The sequence below is a fragment of the Candidatus Pseudomonas auctus genome (genome assembly GCF_048654275.1).
In the GTDB taxonomy this organism is placed as follows: domain Bacteria; phylum Pseudomonadota; class Gammaproteobacteria; order Pseudomonadales; family Pseudomonadaceae; genus Aquipseudomonas; species Aquipseudomonas pharyngis.
Window position 1 is genome coordinate 226,101 of record NZ_JBJYZK010000001.1, and the last position, 15,346, is coordinate 241,446.

Annotated in this window: 14 protein-coding genes and 1 pseudogene; 3 read left to right on the top strand and 12 right to left on the bottom strand. The window is 58.4% G+C overall.

All coding sequences use genetic code 11. The features are described 5' to 3' along the window. Positions 1-140 precede the first annotated feature (140 nt). From ACKUG4_RS01065 to ACKUG4_RS01095, 7 genes are all read right to left on the bottom strand, one after another. On the bottom strand, positions 141-1,337 hold the full coding sequence (locus tag ACKUG4_RS01065) for a hypothetical protein (RefSeq protein WP_445433201.1): 1,197 nt from the start codon (positions 1,335-1,337) through the stop codon (positions 141-143). A 120-nt stretch (positions 1,338-1,457) separates the two neighbouring features. Further along, positions 1,458-4,397, bottom strand: coding sequence for a KAP family NTPase (locus ACKUG4_RS01070; protein WP_445433202.1), 2,940 nt, complete (start codon positions 4,395-4,397; stop codon positions 1,458-1,460). Between the two features lie 322 nt (positions 4,398-4,719). Continuing rightward, positions 4,720-5,487 carry a phosphonate ABC transporter, permease protein PhnE gene (gene phnE / locus ACKUG4_RS01075; protein WP_445433203.1) on the bottom strand — a complete coding sequence of 256 codons (768 nt, stop codon included), beginning with the start codon at positions 5,485-5,487 and terminating at the stop codon, positions 4,720-4,722. Beyond that, the gene (locus ACKUG4_RS01080) at positions 5,484-6,311 is read right to left on the bottom strand and encodes a PhnE/PtxC family ABC transporter permease (protein WP_039772120.1); all 828 of its coding nucleotides are present in this window, start codon (positions 6,309-6,311) and stop codon (positions 5,484-5,486) included. Before ACKUG4_RS01080 ends, phnE begins: the two co-directional genes overlap by 4 nt. Next, entirely contained in the window at positions 6,305-7,102 is a 798-nt protein-coding gene (locus ACKUG4_RS01085; RefSeq protein ID WP_039772121.1) for a phosphonate ABC transporter ATP-binding protein, read from the bottom strand. Before ACKUG4_RS01085 ends, ACKUG4_RS01080 begins: the two co-directional genes overlap by 7 nt. Beyond that, positions 7,099-7,950: a putative selenate ABC transporter substrate-binding protein gene (locus ACKUG4_RS01090; RefSeq protein ID WP_011333856.1), complete on the bottom strand. Its 852-nt coding sequence runs from the start codon at positions 7,948-7,950 to the stop codon at positions 7,099-7,101. The genes ACKUG4_RS01085 and ACKUG4_RS01090 overlap by 4 nt, the downstream gene beginning before the upstream one ends. 109 nt (positions 7,951-8,059) lie before the next feature. Further along, the gene (locus tag ACKUG4_RS01095) at positions 8,060-8,899 is read right to left on the bottom strand and encodes a type 1 glutamine amidotransferase domain-containing protein (RefSeq protein WP_445433204.1); all 840 of its coding nucleotides are present in this window, start codon (positions 8,897-8,899) and stop codon (positions 8,060-8,062) included. Between the two features lie 101 nt (positions 8,900-9,000). Here ACKUG4_RS01095 and ACKUG4_RS01100 point away from each other — a divergent pair, with 101 nt between their 5' ends. Continuing rightward, a complete protein-coding gene (locus ACKUG4_RS01100) occupies positions 9,001-9,927 on the top strand; it encodes a LysR family transcriptional regulator (protein WP_445433205.1) in 927 nt (308 codons plus the stop codon). A 6-nt stretch (positions 9,928-9,933) separates the two neighbouring features. Here ACKUG4_RS01100 and ACKUG4_RS01105 read toward each other — a convergent pair whose 3' ends face one another. Together ACKUG4_RS01105 and ACKUG4_RS01110 are read right to left on the bottom strand one after the other, a co-directional pair. After that, complete coding sequence (locus ACKUG4_RS01105; RefSeq protein ID WP_445433206.1) at positions 9,934-10,926, bottom strand: zinc-binding dehydrogenase; 993 nt, start codon at positions 10,924-10,926, stop codon at positions 9,934-9,936. A gap of 116 nt (positions 10,927-11,042) precedes the next feature. Then, positions 11,043-11,939: a LysR family transcriptional regulator gene (locus tag ACKUG4_RS01110; protein ID WP_085646394.1), complete on the bottom strand. Its 897-nt coding sequence runs from the start codon at positions 11,937-11,939 to the stop codon at positions 11,043-11,045. A 164-nt stretch (positions 11,940-12,103) separates the two neighbouring features. Between ACKUG4_RS01110 and ACKUG4_RS01115 the strand changes: the two genes are divergently transcribed. Next, the gene (locus tag ACKUG4_RS01115; protein WP_085611803.1) at positions 12,104-12,853 is read left to right on the top strand and encodes an SDR family NAD(P)-dependent oxidoreductase; all 750 of its coding nucleotides are present in this window, start codon (positions 12,104-12,106) and stop codon (positions 12,851-12,853) included. 6 nt (positions 12,854-12,859) lie between these two features. Here the strand turns inward: ACKUG4_RS01115 and ACKUG4_RS01120 are convergent, their stop codons facing one another. Together ACKUG4_RS01120 and ACKUG4_RS01125 are read right to left on the bottom strand one after the other, a co-directional pair. Continuing rightward, complete coding sequence (locus tag ACKUG4_RS01120) at positions 12,860-13,531, bottom strand: paraquat-inducible protein A (RefSeq protein WP_445433207.1); 672 nt, start codon at positions 13,529-13,531, stop codon at positions 12,860-12,862. Then, positions 13,528-14,124, bottom strand: coding sequence for a paraquat-inducible protein A (locus tag ACKUG4_RS01125; protein WP_074690848.1), 597 nt, complete (start codon positions 14,122-14,124; stop codon positions 13,528-13,530). Before ACKUG4_RS01125 ends, ACKUG4_RS01120 begins: the two co-directional genes overlap by 4 nt. Positions 14,125-14,282: 158 nt before the next feature. Between ACKUG4_RS01125 and ACKUG4_RS01130 the strand changes: the two are divergent. Continuing rightward, positions 14,283-14,474: pseudogene (locus ACKUG4_RS01130) on the top strand (hypothetical protein); the annotation flags it as partial. Positions 14,475-14,629: 155 nt separating this feature from the next. On the opposite strand, the gene gstA reads toward ACKUG4_RS01130, so the two are convergent. After that, on the bottom strand, positions 14,630-15,244 hold the full coding sequence (gene gstA, locus ACKUG4_RS01135) for a glutathione transferase GstA (RefSeq protein ID WP_445433208.1): 615 nt from the start codon (positions 15,242-15,244) through the stop codon (positions 14,630-14,632). Positions 15,245-15,346: the final 102 nt, after the last annotated feature.

The window sequence follows — 15,346 nt, forward strand, 5'->3', positions numbered from 1 at the left end:
GATTACTGCCGACCGTTTTCGGCCAATAGGTGCCGGTGGCCACAGGCAAAAACCGCCCGGTGGTAGTCGTTAAACCAAGGACGCGTTCGACCTACAGTTCATGGTCATCGCCTCTGCAAAACCAAAGGCGATTCGCAAGATCAACGCGGAGGGAGCCCAGTGAAACGAAGCTTGGGATAGATCCTTCGTTCCCGCGCACATTCGGAAATCGGCCAGAATGCATTAAGAAGCGCTTGCTCTGATGGGCAATGTCGAGTCATTACCTCAAATTCGTTGTAGTCGAATGCCAGTACGCGAATAGCGACATCATCCATGAACTCCAGGATCATGGCACCGTATTCATCATATGCGTCGATAAATAACTCTTTGACCACCACAACACCCACTAGCGGGCGTGTTGCAAGATCTATATCAAGCGGGACACCATTAACAAGCTTCAGTGGTGGATTGCCCTCACGCCTAATCGTTGAGACCGCGCCGCGAAGCTGCGATAGGCCTTCCTTCAACTGGCTAACTGCTTTTTTCCGTTTTCGTTCGAGTTTTGTGCCCAAAATAGCAGCGGTATTAGGACTGTCTTTAGCCTGCAGCAGTAAGGTAACCTCGCTACCTAAAACTACGGCATCAACTAGCTCTTCGCCGTCAGCGACTTTTAAGGGGCCATGGATAATCTGTTCTGCCGAATACGCACGTTGGAGCAAATAGATAATGTCCACCTCCTGGAAGTGGCCGGGCTCCGGTCGCTCCAACTGAGTGTTTGAGAACCCAGCGGAGCCTTGAAACCCTTGGCGGGTTAAATCTGTGATAAAAAAGTCGCTCGGAAATAGGTCGTCGAGAAGACTCACCGTCATAGCGCGAGCGTCATCTTCAGCGGTAGTACAACTGAACCAGATGTCCGCCTGCTCCATCATAGGATGCCAATGCTCACCTTCTAGAGGGCTGATCAGGTTTACGTGCTTTCGAAGCTCATATAGCCGGGCCTGCGCTGAGCAGCTGAGAAGCTCGCGGTTGTGCTCCTCGAAGAAGCAAATGCTGAACTCGTCCGGAAAACTTCGGAACGCCTGAGTAAGAGGATCATCGCCCAAAAGGGGCGTCGTAATCATTAGCGGGCTAATTGAGTCATCGAAGCATGCCGTCAACAGTGTGAAGCCATTGACATCGCCTGAGTTGTAGGGCGCCAAGTAGAGCCTCAGCTCACGTCTCTCACGCGCAGCCAAAATAAACTCTTTCCCCGTCTTAACTACAAGCGTGGGACCATCAGGGCCCTCAACTACCCTAAGGCCACGACCAAGCACGGTAACTTCACGAAGAACTTCTGGCTTCATGATCGATAGGTACATAAGTCTCCTTTCTTACGTTTCCATTATTGACCGGCTCTTACCTAGATCATCCAGCAGAGAGTAGCCAAAAACCAAGAATGTAATTTAGTACTGAGTGCAAACGTTTCGCCATGCTAGTTTTTAGTTATGCTTGCTCTCTTCATTCACAATGTCGTCCAGCACTTTGAATACTCCTTCCAAATCCTCGGCATAGGTAGCGACATAGTTAGACGTCACGACCTCTCGGTTGGGGGTTTCTTCGGCTTTTCCACGGACAAAAGCTCCATGCGCTCTCCAATAGCTAGCAATGCTCTCAATATCGAAATGCCTTATCAACCCGGCCTTAGAGGCCGCGAAGCCGTCACCTTTAATACCATCAAAAAATGAATTGGAGAGGTTGTCAAGGCAATAGTCAAGGAAATGATGAGCGTTATTTTCATCAACATTAGGGTTAAAGCAAAAGCCGAATATGTAACGGTCCATCATTCTAGAGATGCCTTGATTATCCTCAGCCCCTGATTCATCGTAGTACCCGCAGCCTACACCAGAGCCATTCGCCCCTTGGCTATTTCTCAACTGGTATATCACAAAGCTTTTTACGACTAAGCGGCTTGCAGATATGCTATTGAGAACGGATTTTTTAGTGTTCGGGTCATTTTTATAAGAAATCAAAAGTCCCGTAGTGTCAAAGCTTTCGGCCGGAACTGCATCGACCGCTGCGTAAAAATTAACTTTCCTGTCAATGTAGTCGGATTTGAATTTGGCGAACACCACTTGGGAGATTCTTCTCATTCCCATAATTGCCAATCCACTTACCATTCCAGAGGTTGTTGCTTCCGGATGATCAAACACTATAAGTGCTTTTTGAAGGTTATACAGTTGGCCTTGGCGATCTGCTGAGCATTGAAGCCTAAATAGCATTAAGTCATTCCAACCCAAGGCGCCCCGCTCAGTGCAAGCAAGTCGGTCAAGCAGCCCCTTGTTTTTGTACTCTTCAGTCCCAAAAATTCGTCGAGCGATTTCGATCACATTTTCATTGGAGTTTTCGAGGCGCTCGCTAGCCGTCCTCCCCCAACCGACTCGATCAAGAAGTCTCAAGAGTGAGTAGATCGACCTATGGCGCAAGCTTCTGTCGAACCGACCAATAGATGCGTAGCGGGGGAGGTATTCAACCAAGGTGTATATGGCATCCTCGGCTGCAGAGTGATTCAAGCTGGAGGAGCTATTGACTAGGAGTCTCCAGAATTGATCATGGGCTCGCTCGTAAACAGCCAGGTCGAAGTTTTCTGATGAAAGGATGATATCGATTTCTTTACCTTTCACCACTTCTTCAACAGCTTTCTGATACAGAACGAAGGTGTCTTGGGGCTCGGGAGTGGCAAATCTTACAATGAGCTTAAGGTAGTTTTCTAGGTTTCGAGAGTTTTCATGGTTAAAGCATGCGCGGCTAGCTCTTACTGATAGCTCTATGTTCGCGCGTGCGGGCAGCTCAAGAGTTTCTGCGTCGAAGAGTTGACGTAGAAGAAAAACTTGAGCCGGATCTTTTTTCAATTGCTCTGAGAACGCTGGTGAGTTTATAAAATTGTCACCAGCAGGGTTTCTCTTCAGTGAGAATCGACCAGATCTACCTTCTGTCTCTTCTGCATAAATTAGCCTGAAGGTGCCAGGGTAGAATAAATGTAGTAAAAGGAGATTGATCAGATCAACCCTGTTGAAGTCTGTCCGTGATAGGTCGCTGCGTTCCATCTGTAGGATAAGAAGGGCGTTTACGAAACGTTTTACCTTTCGAAGATTCCCTACAAACGGTATATAGCTTGCTGCGTTATCTCCATCCAGAATATCCGCAAGCTCACTGAGCACTTCACCAAGTCGTACCATGGTGTCTGAAGGTACTAATGTAAGTTTCTGCTCCTCATTGTGCCAGTCCCTTGTCAGGAAATTTCGTATTGAGGAAGTGTCGACAAACAAACTGAGTTTTACAGTGACGAACTTTTCTAGGAACTCACGTGCGCGCGAGATCTCCTCTTGAATACCAGCTAGAATTTCGGTGTCATAGCAGAGTATGAAAGTTGCCTGAGATAGTCTGAACGTTCTGCGGGTAGCAAATAGGACCGAGTTGGCTGTCTTGGCATCCAATCGGTCGAGATCATCAATGACGATGACAACGCGTTTGCCAATACGGCGGAGGACATCGTCAATGTCATCTAAAAGCTCATCCAGGGTTTCTTGCGAAGGCTCAACCGCGAGCTTGAAGCCTAGGAACGATATATCTGCTTTGCCTTTAATCAGGCGCGAATATCGATTAGCAGCTGGTCGGAATTCGGGAGCGTAGGCTTCTCGTCGAATGGTGGCCGACAGCTCTTTGATCAGTCTATCTGTCAGATCGGGCTCAGTAGCAAAGCGAAGGGGTTCGAAGCGGCAGACAACTATTTCTTTAGGGTGTTTTTCCCAGCAACGTGCTGCGAGGTTTATGAAGCTGGTTTTACCTACACCCCAAGGCCCATCAATACCGAACACCAATCCCCGATGTGCGTTACTAGCCATTACGGTTCTCGCGAATGACTCAGCTTGCGCTCCGCAATCTAATGCATCCTCTTTTTCCTGCTGTATTTCATCGTCTGATAAGAAATATAGCTGAGACCTATCTTTTCTTAGTTGTGCTCGTAAATTTTGGACTATCGGTGATAATAACATGGCGCAAAAGATAGCAAGTATTGCAGGGGTCCAATAAGGGTCTGCACCCTGAATGAAATCATGAAACTTTTTGAGCTTCGGTGCCGCAAGAGAATTTGCCAAGACTCCAACTATCGCTGTAATGAGTAGATCAATTCTACAGCTGCGCGTTATACGAGCGGCATCTGAAATAGCTCCTCGTTTGAGAGCGTATATAAAGCAGAGGGCCGTAATAAATGAGATGACCGAGATTTGAACCCAAAAATTAACATTGATCAATTCAGGAAGAATATTTCTGCCGAGATAGGATGCTACCCTCCAGACTTCTGCGGCCAGAAAACCAACAGATAATGTGCGAAAAAACACCATGAGTTCTGGCATTTTCATCTCTGGCGTCACCTTGGCCATTTTTACTCCTAAAGTTTTCAGATTTCATACTGTAGTGGTGTTGCAGCAAAGAAGCCAAGTCTACGTCTATGCCAGCTAGATCTGGTTTCGATCACCGACTCTCAGTCGGCTCGTCAGCCGAGACGGCGATCAATCGACTCCTACATTTAGGTGTCGAGATGGTTACAGCGAGATCCCGACTGACAGATTCAGATCGAAAAACTTTGCTCTTCAATGGCCGATTTGGGTCGATTTTTCCAGTGCATACTTGCGAACGTCCGCTTTTGACCGGAAGTGCGCCTCGACGATTATTTGTTTTAATCGACTTCAAAGACCATTCAACCTAAGCCTTAACCCACCGCCCCCGACCCCAACCACTCAACCAATCCACCCCCCACACAAGCACCAACATCGCCAAAATCACCGTCCCCGCCTGCGCCTCCTGAAACAAACTCAAGCTCACATACAACATCTGCCCCAACCCTCCAGCCCCGACAAACCCCAGCACGCTGGCCATCCGGATATTGTTCTCCCACCGATACAAACAGTACGCCAGCAACTGCGGCGCCAGGTTCGGCAGCGTGCCGTAGCAGAACGCCAAAACCGGATTCCCCCCCTGCAACCGAATCGCATCCGCCGGTTCCGGCGGCGTGTTTTCCAGCGCCTCAGCAAACAACCGCCCCAACACGCCCGTGGTGTGCAGGGCCAGGGCGAGTGTCCCGGCATTCGGCCCAAGCCCAGCCGCAAGCACCATCAACGCAGCCCACACTAATTCCGGTATGGCTCGCAGTGCATTGAGTACCAGGCGCGCGGCACTTTGAAAAAACCAGCCAAACCGGCCAGCGGCGGGGAGCGACAACAACAGCCCCAACACGGCAGCGAGCAGGGTGCCCAGCGCAGACATGGCGAGAGTTTCCATCGATCCGCGCAGGATGGCGCTTAGGTAGTCAGCGCTGAGGTCGGGGCTGAGAAAGCGCGCCACATACAGGCCCATCTGTTTCAGGCTGGTAGCGCTGCCGAGTTCTTCAAGGTCGAGACCCAGGTAGGCAAACGACGCGATAACGGCCGCGACAATGGCGAGAATCAGCACCCAATTGATCAGGCGTTTCATGCCAGCCTCCAGCGCAGCAGGCGGCTGAGTTGGTCGGCGCCGAGGACGAGGAGGAGGAAGGTGAGGAGCATGCTGGCGACTTCGCCGCCGGCGAACATGCGGATCGACAGGTCGATCTGTTGGCCGAGGCCGCCGGCGCCGACGAAGCCCATGACCACCGAGGCGCGGATGGCGCATTCCCAGCGGTAGACGGTGTAGGAGAGCAGTTCCGCGGCGACGTTGGGCAGTACGCCGTAGGCGAAACTGGCGAGGCGGCCGCTGCCGGCCTGGAGCAGGGCGTGGGCCGGGCGTTGGTCGGTGGATTCGTAGATTTCGGCGTAGACCTTGCCGAGCATGCCGCTGTAGGTGATGGCGATGGCCAGCACGCCCGCCGCCGGGCCGAGGCCGACGGCGCGCACGAACAGCAGCGCCCAGACGATTTCCGGCACGCTGCGCAGGAAGATCAGCAGCCCGCGCACCGGCCAGCGCAGCAGGCGGCCCAACAGGCTCGGGCGGCCGCTGCGGGAGGCAGCGGTCAGCGACAGGGCGCGGCTGGCGAGCAGGCTGGCCGGCACGGCCAACAGCAGCGCCAGGGCCATGCCGGCGGTGGCGATGGCCAGGGTTTGCAGGGTGGCCTTGAGCAGTAATTGCAGAAACTCGCGGTCATGGGCCGGTGGCCAGAACATCGACACGAAGCGGCCCATTTCGCTCTGGCTGTCGGCATGAAACAGCACGCCCAGATCCAGTTCGCTGAGCTGGATACCGGGCCACAGCAAGGCAATCGCCAGTACGGTCAGCAGCAACCGGGGCAGTGCGGCGGGGTCGCGGGTGTCGGCGCTCAGCATCGCGGAATCTGCACAATCAGTGGGGTGACGGCGGGCGCCGGGGATTGCAGTTGTTCGTTGGCGTAGAGGGTGTCGAGCATGTCGCGGCTGACTTGCGCGGACGGGCAGTCGAACAGGATCCGCCCCTCGCGCAGACCGACGATGCGCGGGAAGTGCGCCAGCGCCAGTTCCACCGCGTGCAGGCTCGCCACCAGCGTGACGTTGTGCTCGCGAGCATGGCGCGACAGGATCGACAGCGTGTGCCCGGCCAGCACCGGGTCCATCGCCGAGACCGGCTCATCCGCCAGCAACACCTCCGGCGCCTGATACAGCACGCGAGCGATGCCGACCCGCTGCAACTGCCCGCCGGACAGTTGCTGGCATTGGCTGAAGAGTTTGTCGGCCAGATCCAGTTTTGCCAGAGCGGCGCGAGCGCCGGGCACGTCGAGCGGGTGCAGCAGATTGATCAGGCTTTTGCCCAGGCTCCATTGGCCGAGTTTGCCGGCCAGCACCGCCGTCACCACCCGTTGCCGGGGCGGCAGGGGCGGCGCCTGATGCACCAGACCGATGCGCGCACGCAGGCGTTGCCGTTGGCGGGCGGACAAGTGCCAGGCGCGCTCGCCCAGCACTTCGATGTCGCCGCTGCTGGGTCGAATGGCGGTTGCCAGCAGGTTCAGCAGGCTGGATTTGCCGGCGCCGGACGGGCCGATGATCGCCACCTGCTCGCCGGCCTCGATCTGCAAATCCACGCCGCGCAAGGCCTCCACGCCATTGGTGTGGTGCAGAAAAGCCTGTTTGAGGCGCAGCGTCATTTCAGCAAGTCGGCGGCGCGGGCGGCTTCCTCGATGCCTTTGTAATTGTCCGGGCTGGTTTCGATGAAGCGGCTGGCGGCTTGCAGGTCGAGGATTTTCTTGTGCTCGGGGTTGGCCGGGTCGAGGTCGAGGAAGGCTTTTTTGATCTTTGCCGCCAGCGCCGGATCGAGGGTGCCACGCACGGTCCAGTTGTAATCGAAGTAGGTCGGGGTGGTGGCGAAAACCTTGACCTTGTTGGTGTCGACCTTGCCGGCGTCCACCAGTTTCTGCCAGACGCTGGCGTTCAGCACACCGGCGTCGACTTTGCCGGCCTGCACCCAGGCGACGGTGGCGTCGTGGGCGCCGGAATAGCCGACGCGGCTGAAATAGCTTTCCGGTTTGATGCCGTCCTTGAGCATGAAATAACGCGGCATCAGGCTGCCGGAGGTGGACGACACGGAGCCGAAGGCGAAGGTCTTGCCCTTGAGGTCGGCGAGGCTTTTGACGTTCGGGTCGGCGGTGATGAATTTGCTGGTGAACTGCGCGTCTTGCTCACGCTGCACCAGCGGAATGGCGTTGCCGGTTTTCAGCCGCGCCTGAACGAAGGTGAAACCGCCGAGCCACGCCAGATCGAGACGGTCAGTGGCCAACGCTTCGACCACCGCCGGGTAATCCGCCACGGGGACGAACTGCACGTCCATGCCCAATTGCTGTTGCAGGTACTTGCCCAGCGGCTCGAACTTGCGCAGCAGCTCGGTCGGGGCTTCATCGGGAATCGCGCTGACCTTCAACACCTCCGCGGCTTGCGCCAGCACGGCGGACAGGGACAGGGCCAGACCAGCGGTCAGTGCCAGGGTTCGCTTGAGCATGGAATTCTCCGTTTCGTGGGCATCAAGGTCGATGCACCCGTCGATGGGCAATCATCGTCGGGTGCAACGTCAGGTTAGACGAAACGGTGAAAGTGCGAGGGCGCCGAGATCACTTCAAGCGGTCAACGAGGGTCTTGCCCACGGCTAGGGCCGACGCCGGGTTCTGTCCGGTGACCAGTTCGCGATCAACCACTACGTGGCTGGCCCACGGCGCCGTGTTACTGCTGAAAACACCGCCAGCCTTCTCCAGTGCCGTCTGCGGATAGAACTTCATCGCGCCGCCGTTCAATAGGCCTTTGGCGATTTCTTCTTCCTGATTGCTGATGACCGTGAATTTGTAGCCGGCATAGGTCCAGTTGTTTGCCGTGGTGGCTTTGCCGGTTTCCAGTTGGCGGGTGAATGCGGTCGGATCCGTCAGGGTCGACAGCAGTGCAATCGGGCCGTGGCACACCAGCGCTGTGGTTTTGCCTGTTTGATGGAAGTTGTTCAGCAGTTTGCCCAGCGCCTGGCTGTGCAGCAGATCCTGCATCGGTGCGTGGCCACCCGGAATGTAGACGGCATCGAAATGCTCGTAGCCGACTTGCTCGACCCGCGACAGGCTGATGACCGGCGATTCACCGGGCGAGGTGATCTTCAGTTGTTCCAGAAGCGCCTTGTGGGTCTGCAAGGCTGCCACGTCATTGTTGAAATACATCTTGTCGTCGGAGGAGCGATCCAGTGTCGGCGCTTTGCCGGTCGGGGTGGCGAAGGTCACGGTGTGGCCGGCATCGAGCAGCAGCTTGACCGGTTGCATCAGTTCGTTGAGGTAGAAACCGGTGCTGAAGACCTTGCCGTCCTTCAGATCGAGATGGTCGGAGTCCGACAGCACCACCAGCACATTGGCCGCCTGGGCGTTCAACGCGGCAACGGAGAGAGACAAGGCGAGAGCAAGACGTGTGATTGAGCGCATGGCGATTCCAGAAGATGAAGGAAAGTGCGGCTCACTGTATTGATGCTCATCGCGGCGATAAACTCGCGCCACAGCAAAGCATTTGTTCTCTGGAGATCAAGATGAGTCGTCGATTCGATTATCTGGCCGATGTCGAAGTGTTCGTCACGGTGGTGGAGAAGGGTTCGCTGAGCGCCGGTGCAGTGTTTCTCGCAACCACGCCGTCGGTGGTCAGCCGGGCGATTTCGCGGCTGGAGGCGCGCCTGGGTGTGCAGTTGCTGCGGCGCACCACGCGGCGTTTGAGCCTGACCGATGCCGGTGTGTTGTATCTGGAGCAATCCCGGGCGGCGTTCGGCCTGATCGATGATGCTGAGCGCACGATCCAGGGACAGGACGGCGAACTCAGCGGCCGCGTGCGCCTCAGCGTGCCGACCACTTACGGTCACTACCGTTTGCCGGCGATGCTCGCCCGTTTCACCCGGCAGCATCCGCAAGTGCGCGTTGAGTTGAGCATCAGCAATCGCAACGTCGATCTGGTGGCCGAAGGCTTCGATCTGGCTATTCGGCTGGGCGCGTTGCCGGACAGCGGGCTGATCGGGCGCAAGCTGGAAGACGCGCGTTTATGTGTGGTGGCCGCGCCGGATTATCTGCGACGGGCCGGAACACCGCAGAGCGTCGACGATTTGCAGCGGCATGCGTGCCTGCCGTTCGTGATGCCCAGCACCGGGCGCGTCGGGCCGTGGCTGTTCCGTGAGCAGGGCGAAGACCGCGAATGGCTGCCCAGCGCCAATATTCAGGTGTCCGACGATGTGCTGGGGATTGTGTCGCTGGCGGAGCAGGGGCTGGGCATCTGCCAGACCTATGACTTCATTGTCCGCGAACGGATCGAAAGCGGGCGACTGGTGCGCCTGCTTGAACAGTCGGGCGGGCGCTCCCGACCGTTCTCGGTGATCTATCCGCCGCACCGGCAGCTGTCGGCTTCGGCGCGGGCGCTGATTGATTGTCTGACCCGGGAGGTCAGTCAAGGCACTGGGGAAGGCCTCGACTGACGCGATTCAAACGACGGGCAGACGCGTCACCCATTTCCCGCCACCCGCGCCGTCCTTCAGGGCGCGCAAGGCCTGGGGCAATTCATCGAAGTTGAACATCTGCAGCGCCGGGCCGATCAGGCTGCCGTCCAGCAGGGCTTGCAGCAGGTGCTCGCCGTTGCGGCGCAAGGTCTGGCGATCGTGCAGGCTGGCGTGGACGTGGAAGCTGTTCAATGCCACTTCATGCAGCGAAATCGCGGTGGTGAACGCCGGCAGCGGCGCGCTTTCCTGACGATCCTGAATGCACACCAGATGGCCGTTGTAGCCCAGCAGGTCGGCCATTTTCGCCGCGTGAGCGCCGCTGACCGTGTCGAATACGGCGTGCAAACGACGTTCGCCGAGGCTGGCTGCGAGTGCGGTTTGCCAGTCCGGTTCGCGGTAATCGAATACGCCGACTGCGCCCAGGGCCTTGAGCTTTTCATGATGCGCGCCGGACGCGGTCGCCCAGACCCGCCATCCGCGTTGTACCGCCAGTTGCACCAGCAGCAGGCCGACCGCGCCGCCGGCGCCGATCACCAGCACATCGGTCGCGCCATTCGCGGGGACTTTTTCCACGGCTTGCCACGCGGTCAGTCCGGGGCAGGGCAGTGACGCCGCCGCGGCATCATCGAGCGCGGCGGGCACCGACAGCACGGTGGCGGCGTCGAGCAGGCAGTACTCGGCGAAGCTGCCATCGTTCGCCAGTGATTGGTGATACGCCACGCGACTGCCGGGTTGCAGTGTCACGCCGGCTCCGGCCGCGACCACCACGCCCATGCCGTCGACACCCGGCACGCGGCCGGTGCTCCAGGCGGGATGGCCCCACTCGATGATCTTCCAGTCCACCGGGTTCAAGGCGATGGCGCGGTTGGCCACCAGCACTTGCCCGGGGCCGGGTTGCCCGAGGGGTTTGCGGGTCAGTGTCAGGCCATCCAGCCCTTGGCCGGACGTCCAGGCCCAGGCAGCGTAATCGGTTTGCATTGTGCGGTTTCCCATGACTGTCAATGGCCGCCAGTATCGGTGGCAACGTGGATGAGAAGAACCGGCCCTGGGTCAAAGGTGTTTTGCGTAAAAATCAGCAATGCTCGCGCAGCACCTCAATCGACCTGCGCAAACCGCTCCACCAGCCAATCGATAAACACCCGCACCCGGTTGCTCAAATGCCGGTTCGGCGGGTACAGCACATGAAACGGATACGCCGGCGGACGCCAATCCTCGAGGATCGGCACCAGTTCGCCGCGCTCGATGGCTGTCCTGACCGTGTAGCTGAAGGTGTGGATGATCCCCAGCCCGGCGAGCCCGGCCGCCAGGTGCGCGTTGCTCTCGTTGACGCTGATCAGGCCTTTGCCTTCGATCTGATGGCGTTCGCCGTTGCGCTGGAAGTTCGACGGCAGGATGCGCCCGGTGGAGGCCGAGCGGTAGGCGATCAGCTGATGGCTGGCCAGGTCGAGCGGGTGGCTCGGGGTGCCGTGGCGTTGCAGATAATCAGGCGTGGCGCAGGTGGTCCAGGACACTTCGCCGAGGCGGCGTACCGCGAGGGTTTGTTCGGTCAGCTGGCCGCCGCGAATCACGCAGTCCACCCGTTCACTGATCAGGTCCACCGGGCGGTCGCTGACGCCCAGATCAACCTGGATGTCCGGATAGCGTTCGAAGAACTTCGGCAGTTCGGGGATCACCAGCATCGTCGCGGTCGAGCCGCCGATGTCCACGCGAATTTTGCCGCGCGGCAGGCCTTGGGCCTGGCTGAAGCCTTGATCGATGTCGTCCAGTTGATGCAGCAGTTGTTGGGTCAACTGGTAATAAGAGGCGCCGTCGGCGGTGACGGTGAGGCGGCGGGTGGTGCGTTGCAGCAGGCGTACGCCGAGGTGGTTTTCCAGTTGGCCGATCAGTTTGCTGACCGTGGTTTTCGGCAGGTTCAGCGAATCGGCGGCTTTGGTGAAAGAACCGCTTTCCACGACGCGGGCGAAGGTGCGGATCGCCATTAACTGGTTCATTGATTCGGGCTCAGTGGATTGGACACAGCTGAGTATTGTGCATGTATGTGCACAAACAAAACCGATTTTGCGGATTTTTCAATTCAATCGATCGGCCTAAAGTCGCTTCCAACGGCTCACCTACGACCCGTCACCAACCTCGAAACGGTTACTGGAGATTCATCATGAGCAACAGACTTGAAGGCAAAATCGCATTGATCACTGGCGGCACCACCGGCATCGGCCTGGCCTCGGCGCAGGAATTCGTCGCCCAGGGCGCCACGGTATTTATCACTGGCCGTCGTCAGGCCGAACTGGACAAAGCGGTCGCCGCCATCGGCCCGCGTGCCATCGGCATCCAGGGCGATGTGGCGAAGCTGGAGGATCTGGATCGCATCTACAGCGAGATTTCCGCCAAGGCCGGGCACCTCGACATCCTGTTCGCCAACGCCGGCGGCGGGGACATGCTGCCGCTGGGCGCGATCACCGAAGAGCACTTCGACCGGATTTTCGACGCCAACGTGAAGGGCACGCTGTTTACCGTGCAGAAGGCCTTGCCGCTGCTGCGCGATGGCGCCTCGATTCTGCTGACCTCGTCGACCACCTCGGTGCAGGGCACGGAGAACTTCAGCGTCTACAGCGCGAGTAAAGCGGCGGTGCGCAACTTCGCTCGGTCATGGTTGCTGGACTTGAAACCACGGCGCATCCGCGTCAACGCCATCAGCCCTGGCCCGGTGCGCACGCCAGGTCTGGCAGGGCTGGTGCCGGCGGAACACACCCAGGGGCTGTTCGATCAACTGGCGTCTATCGTGCCGATCGGGCGTCTGGGCGAGCCGAGCGAGATTGCCAAGGCTGCGCTGTTCCTGGCCTCGGATGACAGCAGCTTCGTCAACGGCATCGAGTTGTTCGTCGACGGTGGCACCGCGCAGATCTGATGTGATTTAAACCGCTTGATGCCCCGGCACTTGTTCAGTCGAGTGCCGGGGTTTTTCCGTTTCTTCGTCCGGCGCGTTGTCCCAGATCAGGCGCGGGTCGAAACTCATGGCCGAGAGCATGGTGAACACGACCACCATGCCGAAAAACAGAATCCCTACGCGCGGCTCGATATCCCCCAGCGCCTGGAATTTCACCAGCGCCGCCACCAGCGCGACCACCAGCACATCGAGCATCGACCAATAGCCGATCAGCTCGACGAAGCGGTACAGCTTCGAACGCTCCTTGCGCGCCCAATGGCTGTCCCGTTGCACGGTGACCAGCAGCAAGGTCAGCGCCACGAATTTCACCCCCGGCACCGCGATGCTGGCGACGAAGATGATCACGGCGATATCCCACGCACCGTGCTCCCAGAACTCCAGCACGCCGCTCATGATGGTGCTGTCGGCGCCGCTGCCGAGCAGGGTGGTGTTCATCACCGGCAGCAGATTGGCCGGCACGTAAAACGCCAGCGCGGCGAACATGTAGGCCCAGGTGCGGGTCAGCGAGTTGGTCTTGCGCCGGTGCAGCGGCGCGTCGCAGCGCGGGCATTGGTGCGGTTCGCCGGTCATGTCGCAGGCCAGCCCGCAGCTGTGGCACAGGCACAGGTTAAGTTCGCTGGCAGTCGGTGGCCGTTTCATAGGATGTCCCACAGTTCACGCACGTCGCGCCCGGCGATGCGGATCAGCAACAGGCTGAGCACGGCCAGGGCAAACAGGCCGATGCCGGGAATGACGTCGAGCATGCCCGCCAGTTTGAACACCGCCACCATCGCGCCGAGCAAACAAACCTCGAGCATGCTCCACGGCCGCAGCGTTTCCAGCCAGCGCATGCACAGCTTGAACCCCGGTGAACGGCGCGAGGCGAGGGCGAAGCTCAAGACCCAGATCAACAGAACCAACTGGAAGGCCGGGGCGATGATGATCGAGATTGCCGCGACCATCGCCATGAAGGTGATCGGTCCCTGACTCAGGGCCAGCACCGAATCCCAGAGGGTCGCACTGTTCTTCAGGCCTTTCATGCTGATGCTCATCACCGGGTAGAAATTGGCGAACAGCCACAGCATCGCCGCGGTGAAGCTCAGGGCCAGCCGTTGCTCCACGCTCAGGTTGTTGTAGCGCTGGAGCACGGCGCCGCAACGCACGCAGAGGGTCTTCTGGTGTTTGGCCAGCGCGACTTTTTCGTACACGCAGTCGCAATGCTCGCAGATGATCAGTTGATCGGTGCTGGCCATGGGGCGCTCGACGGGAGAAGGGCATGAACCCCCTTCACTATAGAAGCGCTGGGGCATTCGGCAACCGGGGCGCCATTCGTCCAATGCCGGGCACTAACCACCACTCACTCGTTTCACACCTTCAGGTACGAACATTGCGCACCAGAACGGAGAACCCCATGGACATTGATGAAAATGCACCCGGCAACCTGTCACAACAGGCCGTGACGCGCACCACCGACAACGAAACCGGCCATGATCCCCGCAAGGATGAGTCGCCAGTCCCATTGCCGCCGGACGATGAAGCGCCACTGGAAGAAGACATGAGCGATGTGGCGGCCAACAATTCGGTGGGATCCGAGCATCCGCAGGACGGCAACGGCTCGGGAAGCGCCGACGCCAACCCGCAGAGCACCGCCAAGGATGATGAGGACCGAGAAGCGCGGGGCCTGCCGGCGAGCGATCCGGAGTCGGGCGCCTGACTGCGCGCCGGCCCATTTGAGGACGTTCAGCGCAATCGGTCGCGTCAGAGAACCGGTTGCGTAGCTTCCTCTGCCGCGATGGCCGCCCGCACACTGGGCCGCTCGGCGATGCGCGATATGTGACTCGCCAGCGCTGGCCAGTCTTCGATAGCGATACTGAATGTCGGCAACCACTTCAGCACGGTGAACAGATAGGCATCCGCTACGCTGAAGGCCTGCATCAGAAACGGCTGGGTGGCGAGGAGGCGGTTCAGGTAATCCAGACGTTTGAACAGTTTATATTTGAAGAACGTTTTGGTGGTTTCCGGGATTTCGCTGCTGAACAACGGCGCGCTGCCCCCATGAATTTCCGAGCTGATGAAGTTCAGGTACTCCTGCAAACGCGAGCGCTCCCAGGTGCCGTTGGCCGGGGCCAGCGCATGACCGGGCACGAGGTCGGCGAGGTATTGCAGAATGGCCGGGCCTTCGGTCAGCACTTCACCGTTGTCCAGCATCAGTGCGGCCACATAACCCTTGGGGTTGATCTGGCGAAAGTCCCGGCCGTCGGCGGTTTGCTTGGTCTGGTTGTTGACCCGGATCAGTTCGAACGGCAGGTTCAGTTCGCGCAATACGATGTGCGGCGCCAGTGAACAGGTCATGGGGGCGAAGTACAGTTTCATGGGATCTCCTTGCTGGTGGAGCCTCAGAATCCGCCATCGAAACTGCGCTTCGCAAAGGACAAATGCAGTGCTAGCGTATGACAAATTCTCATGGACTGAAGA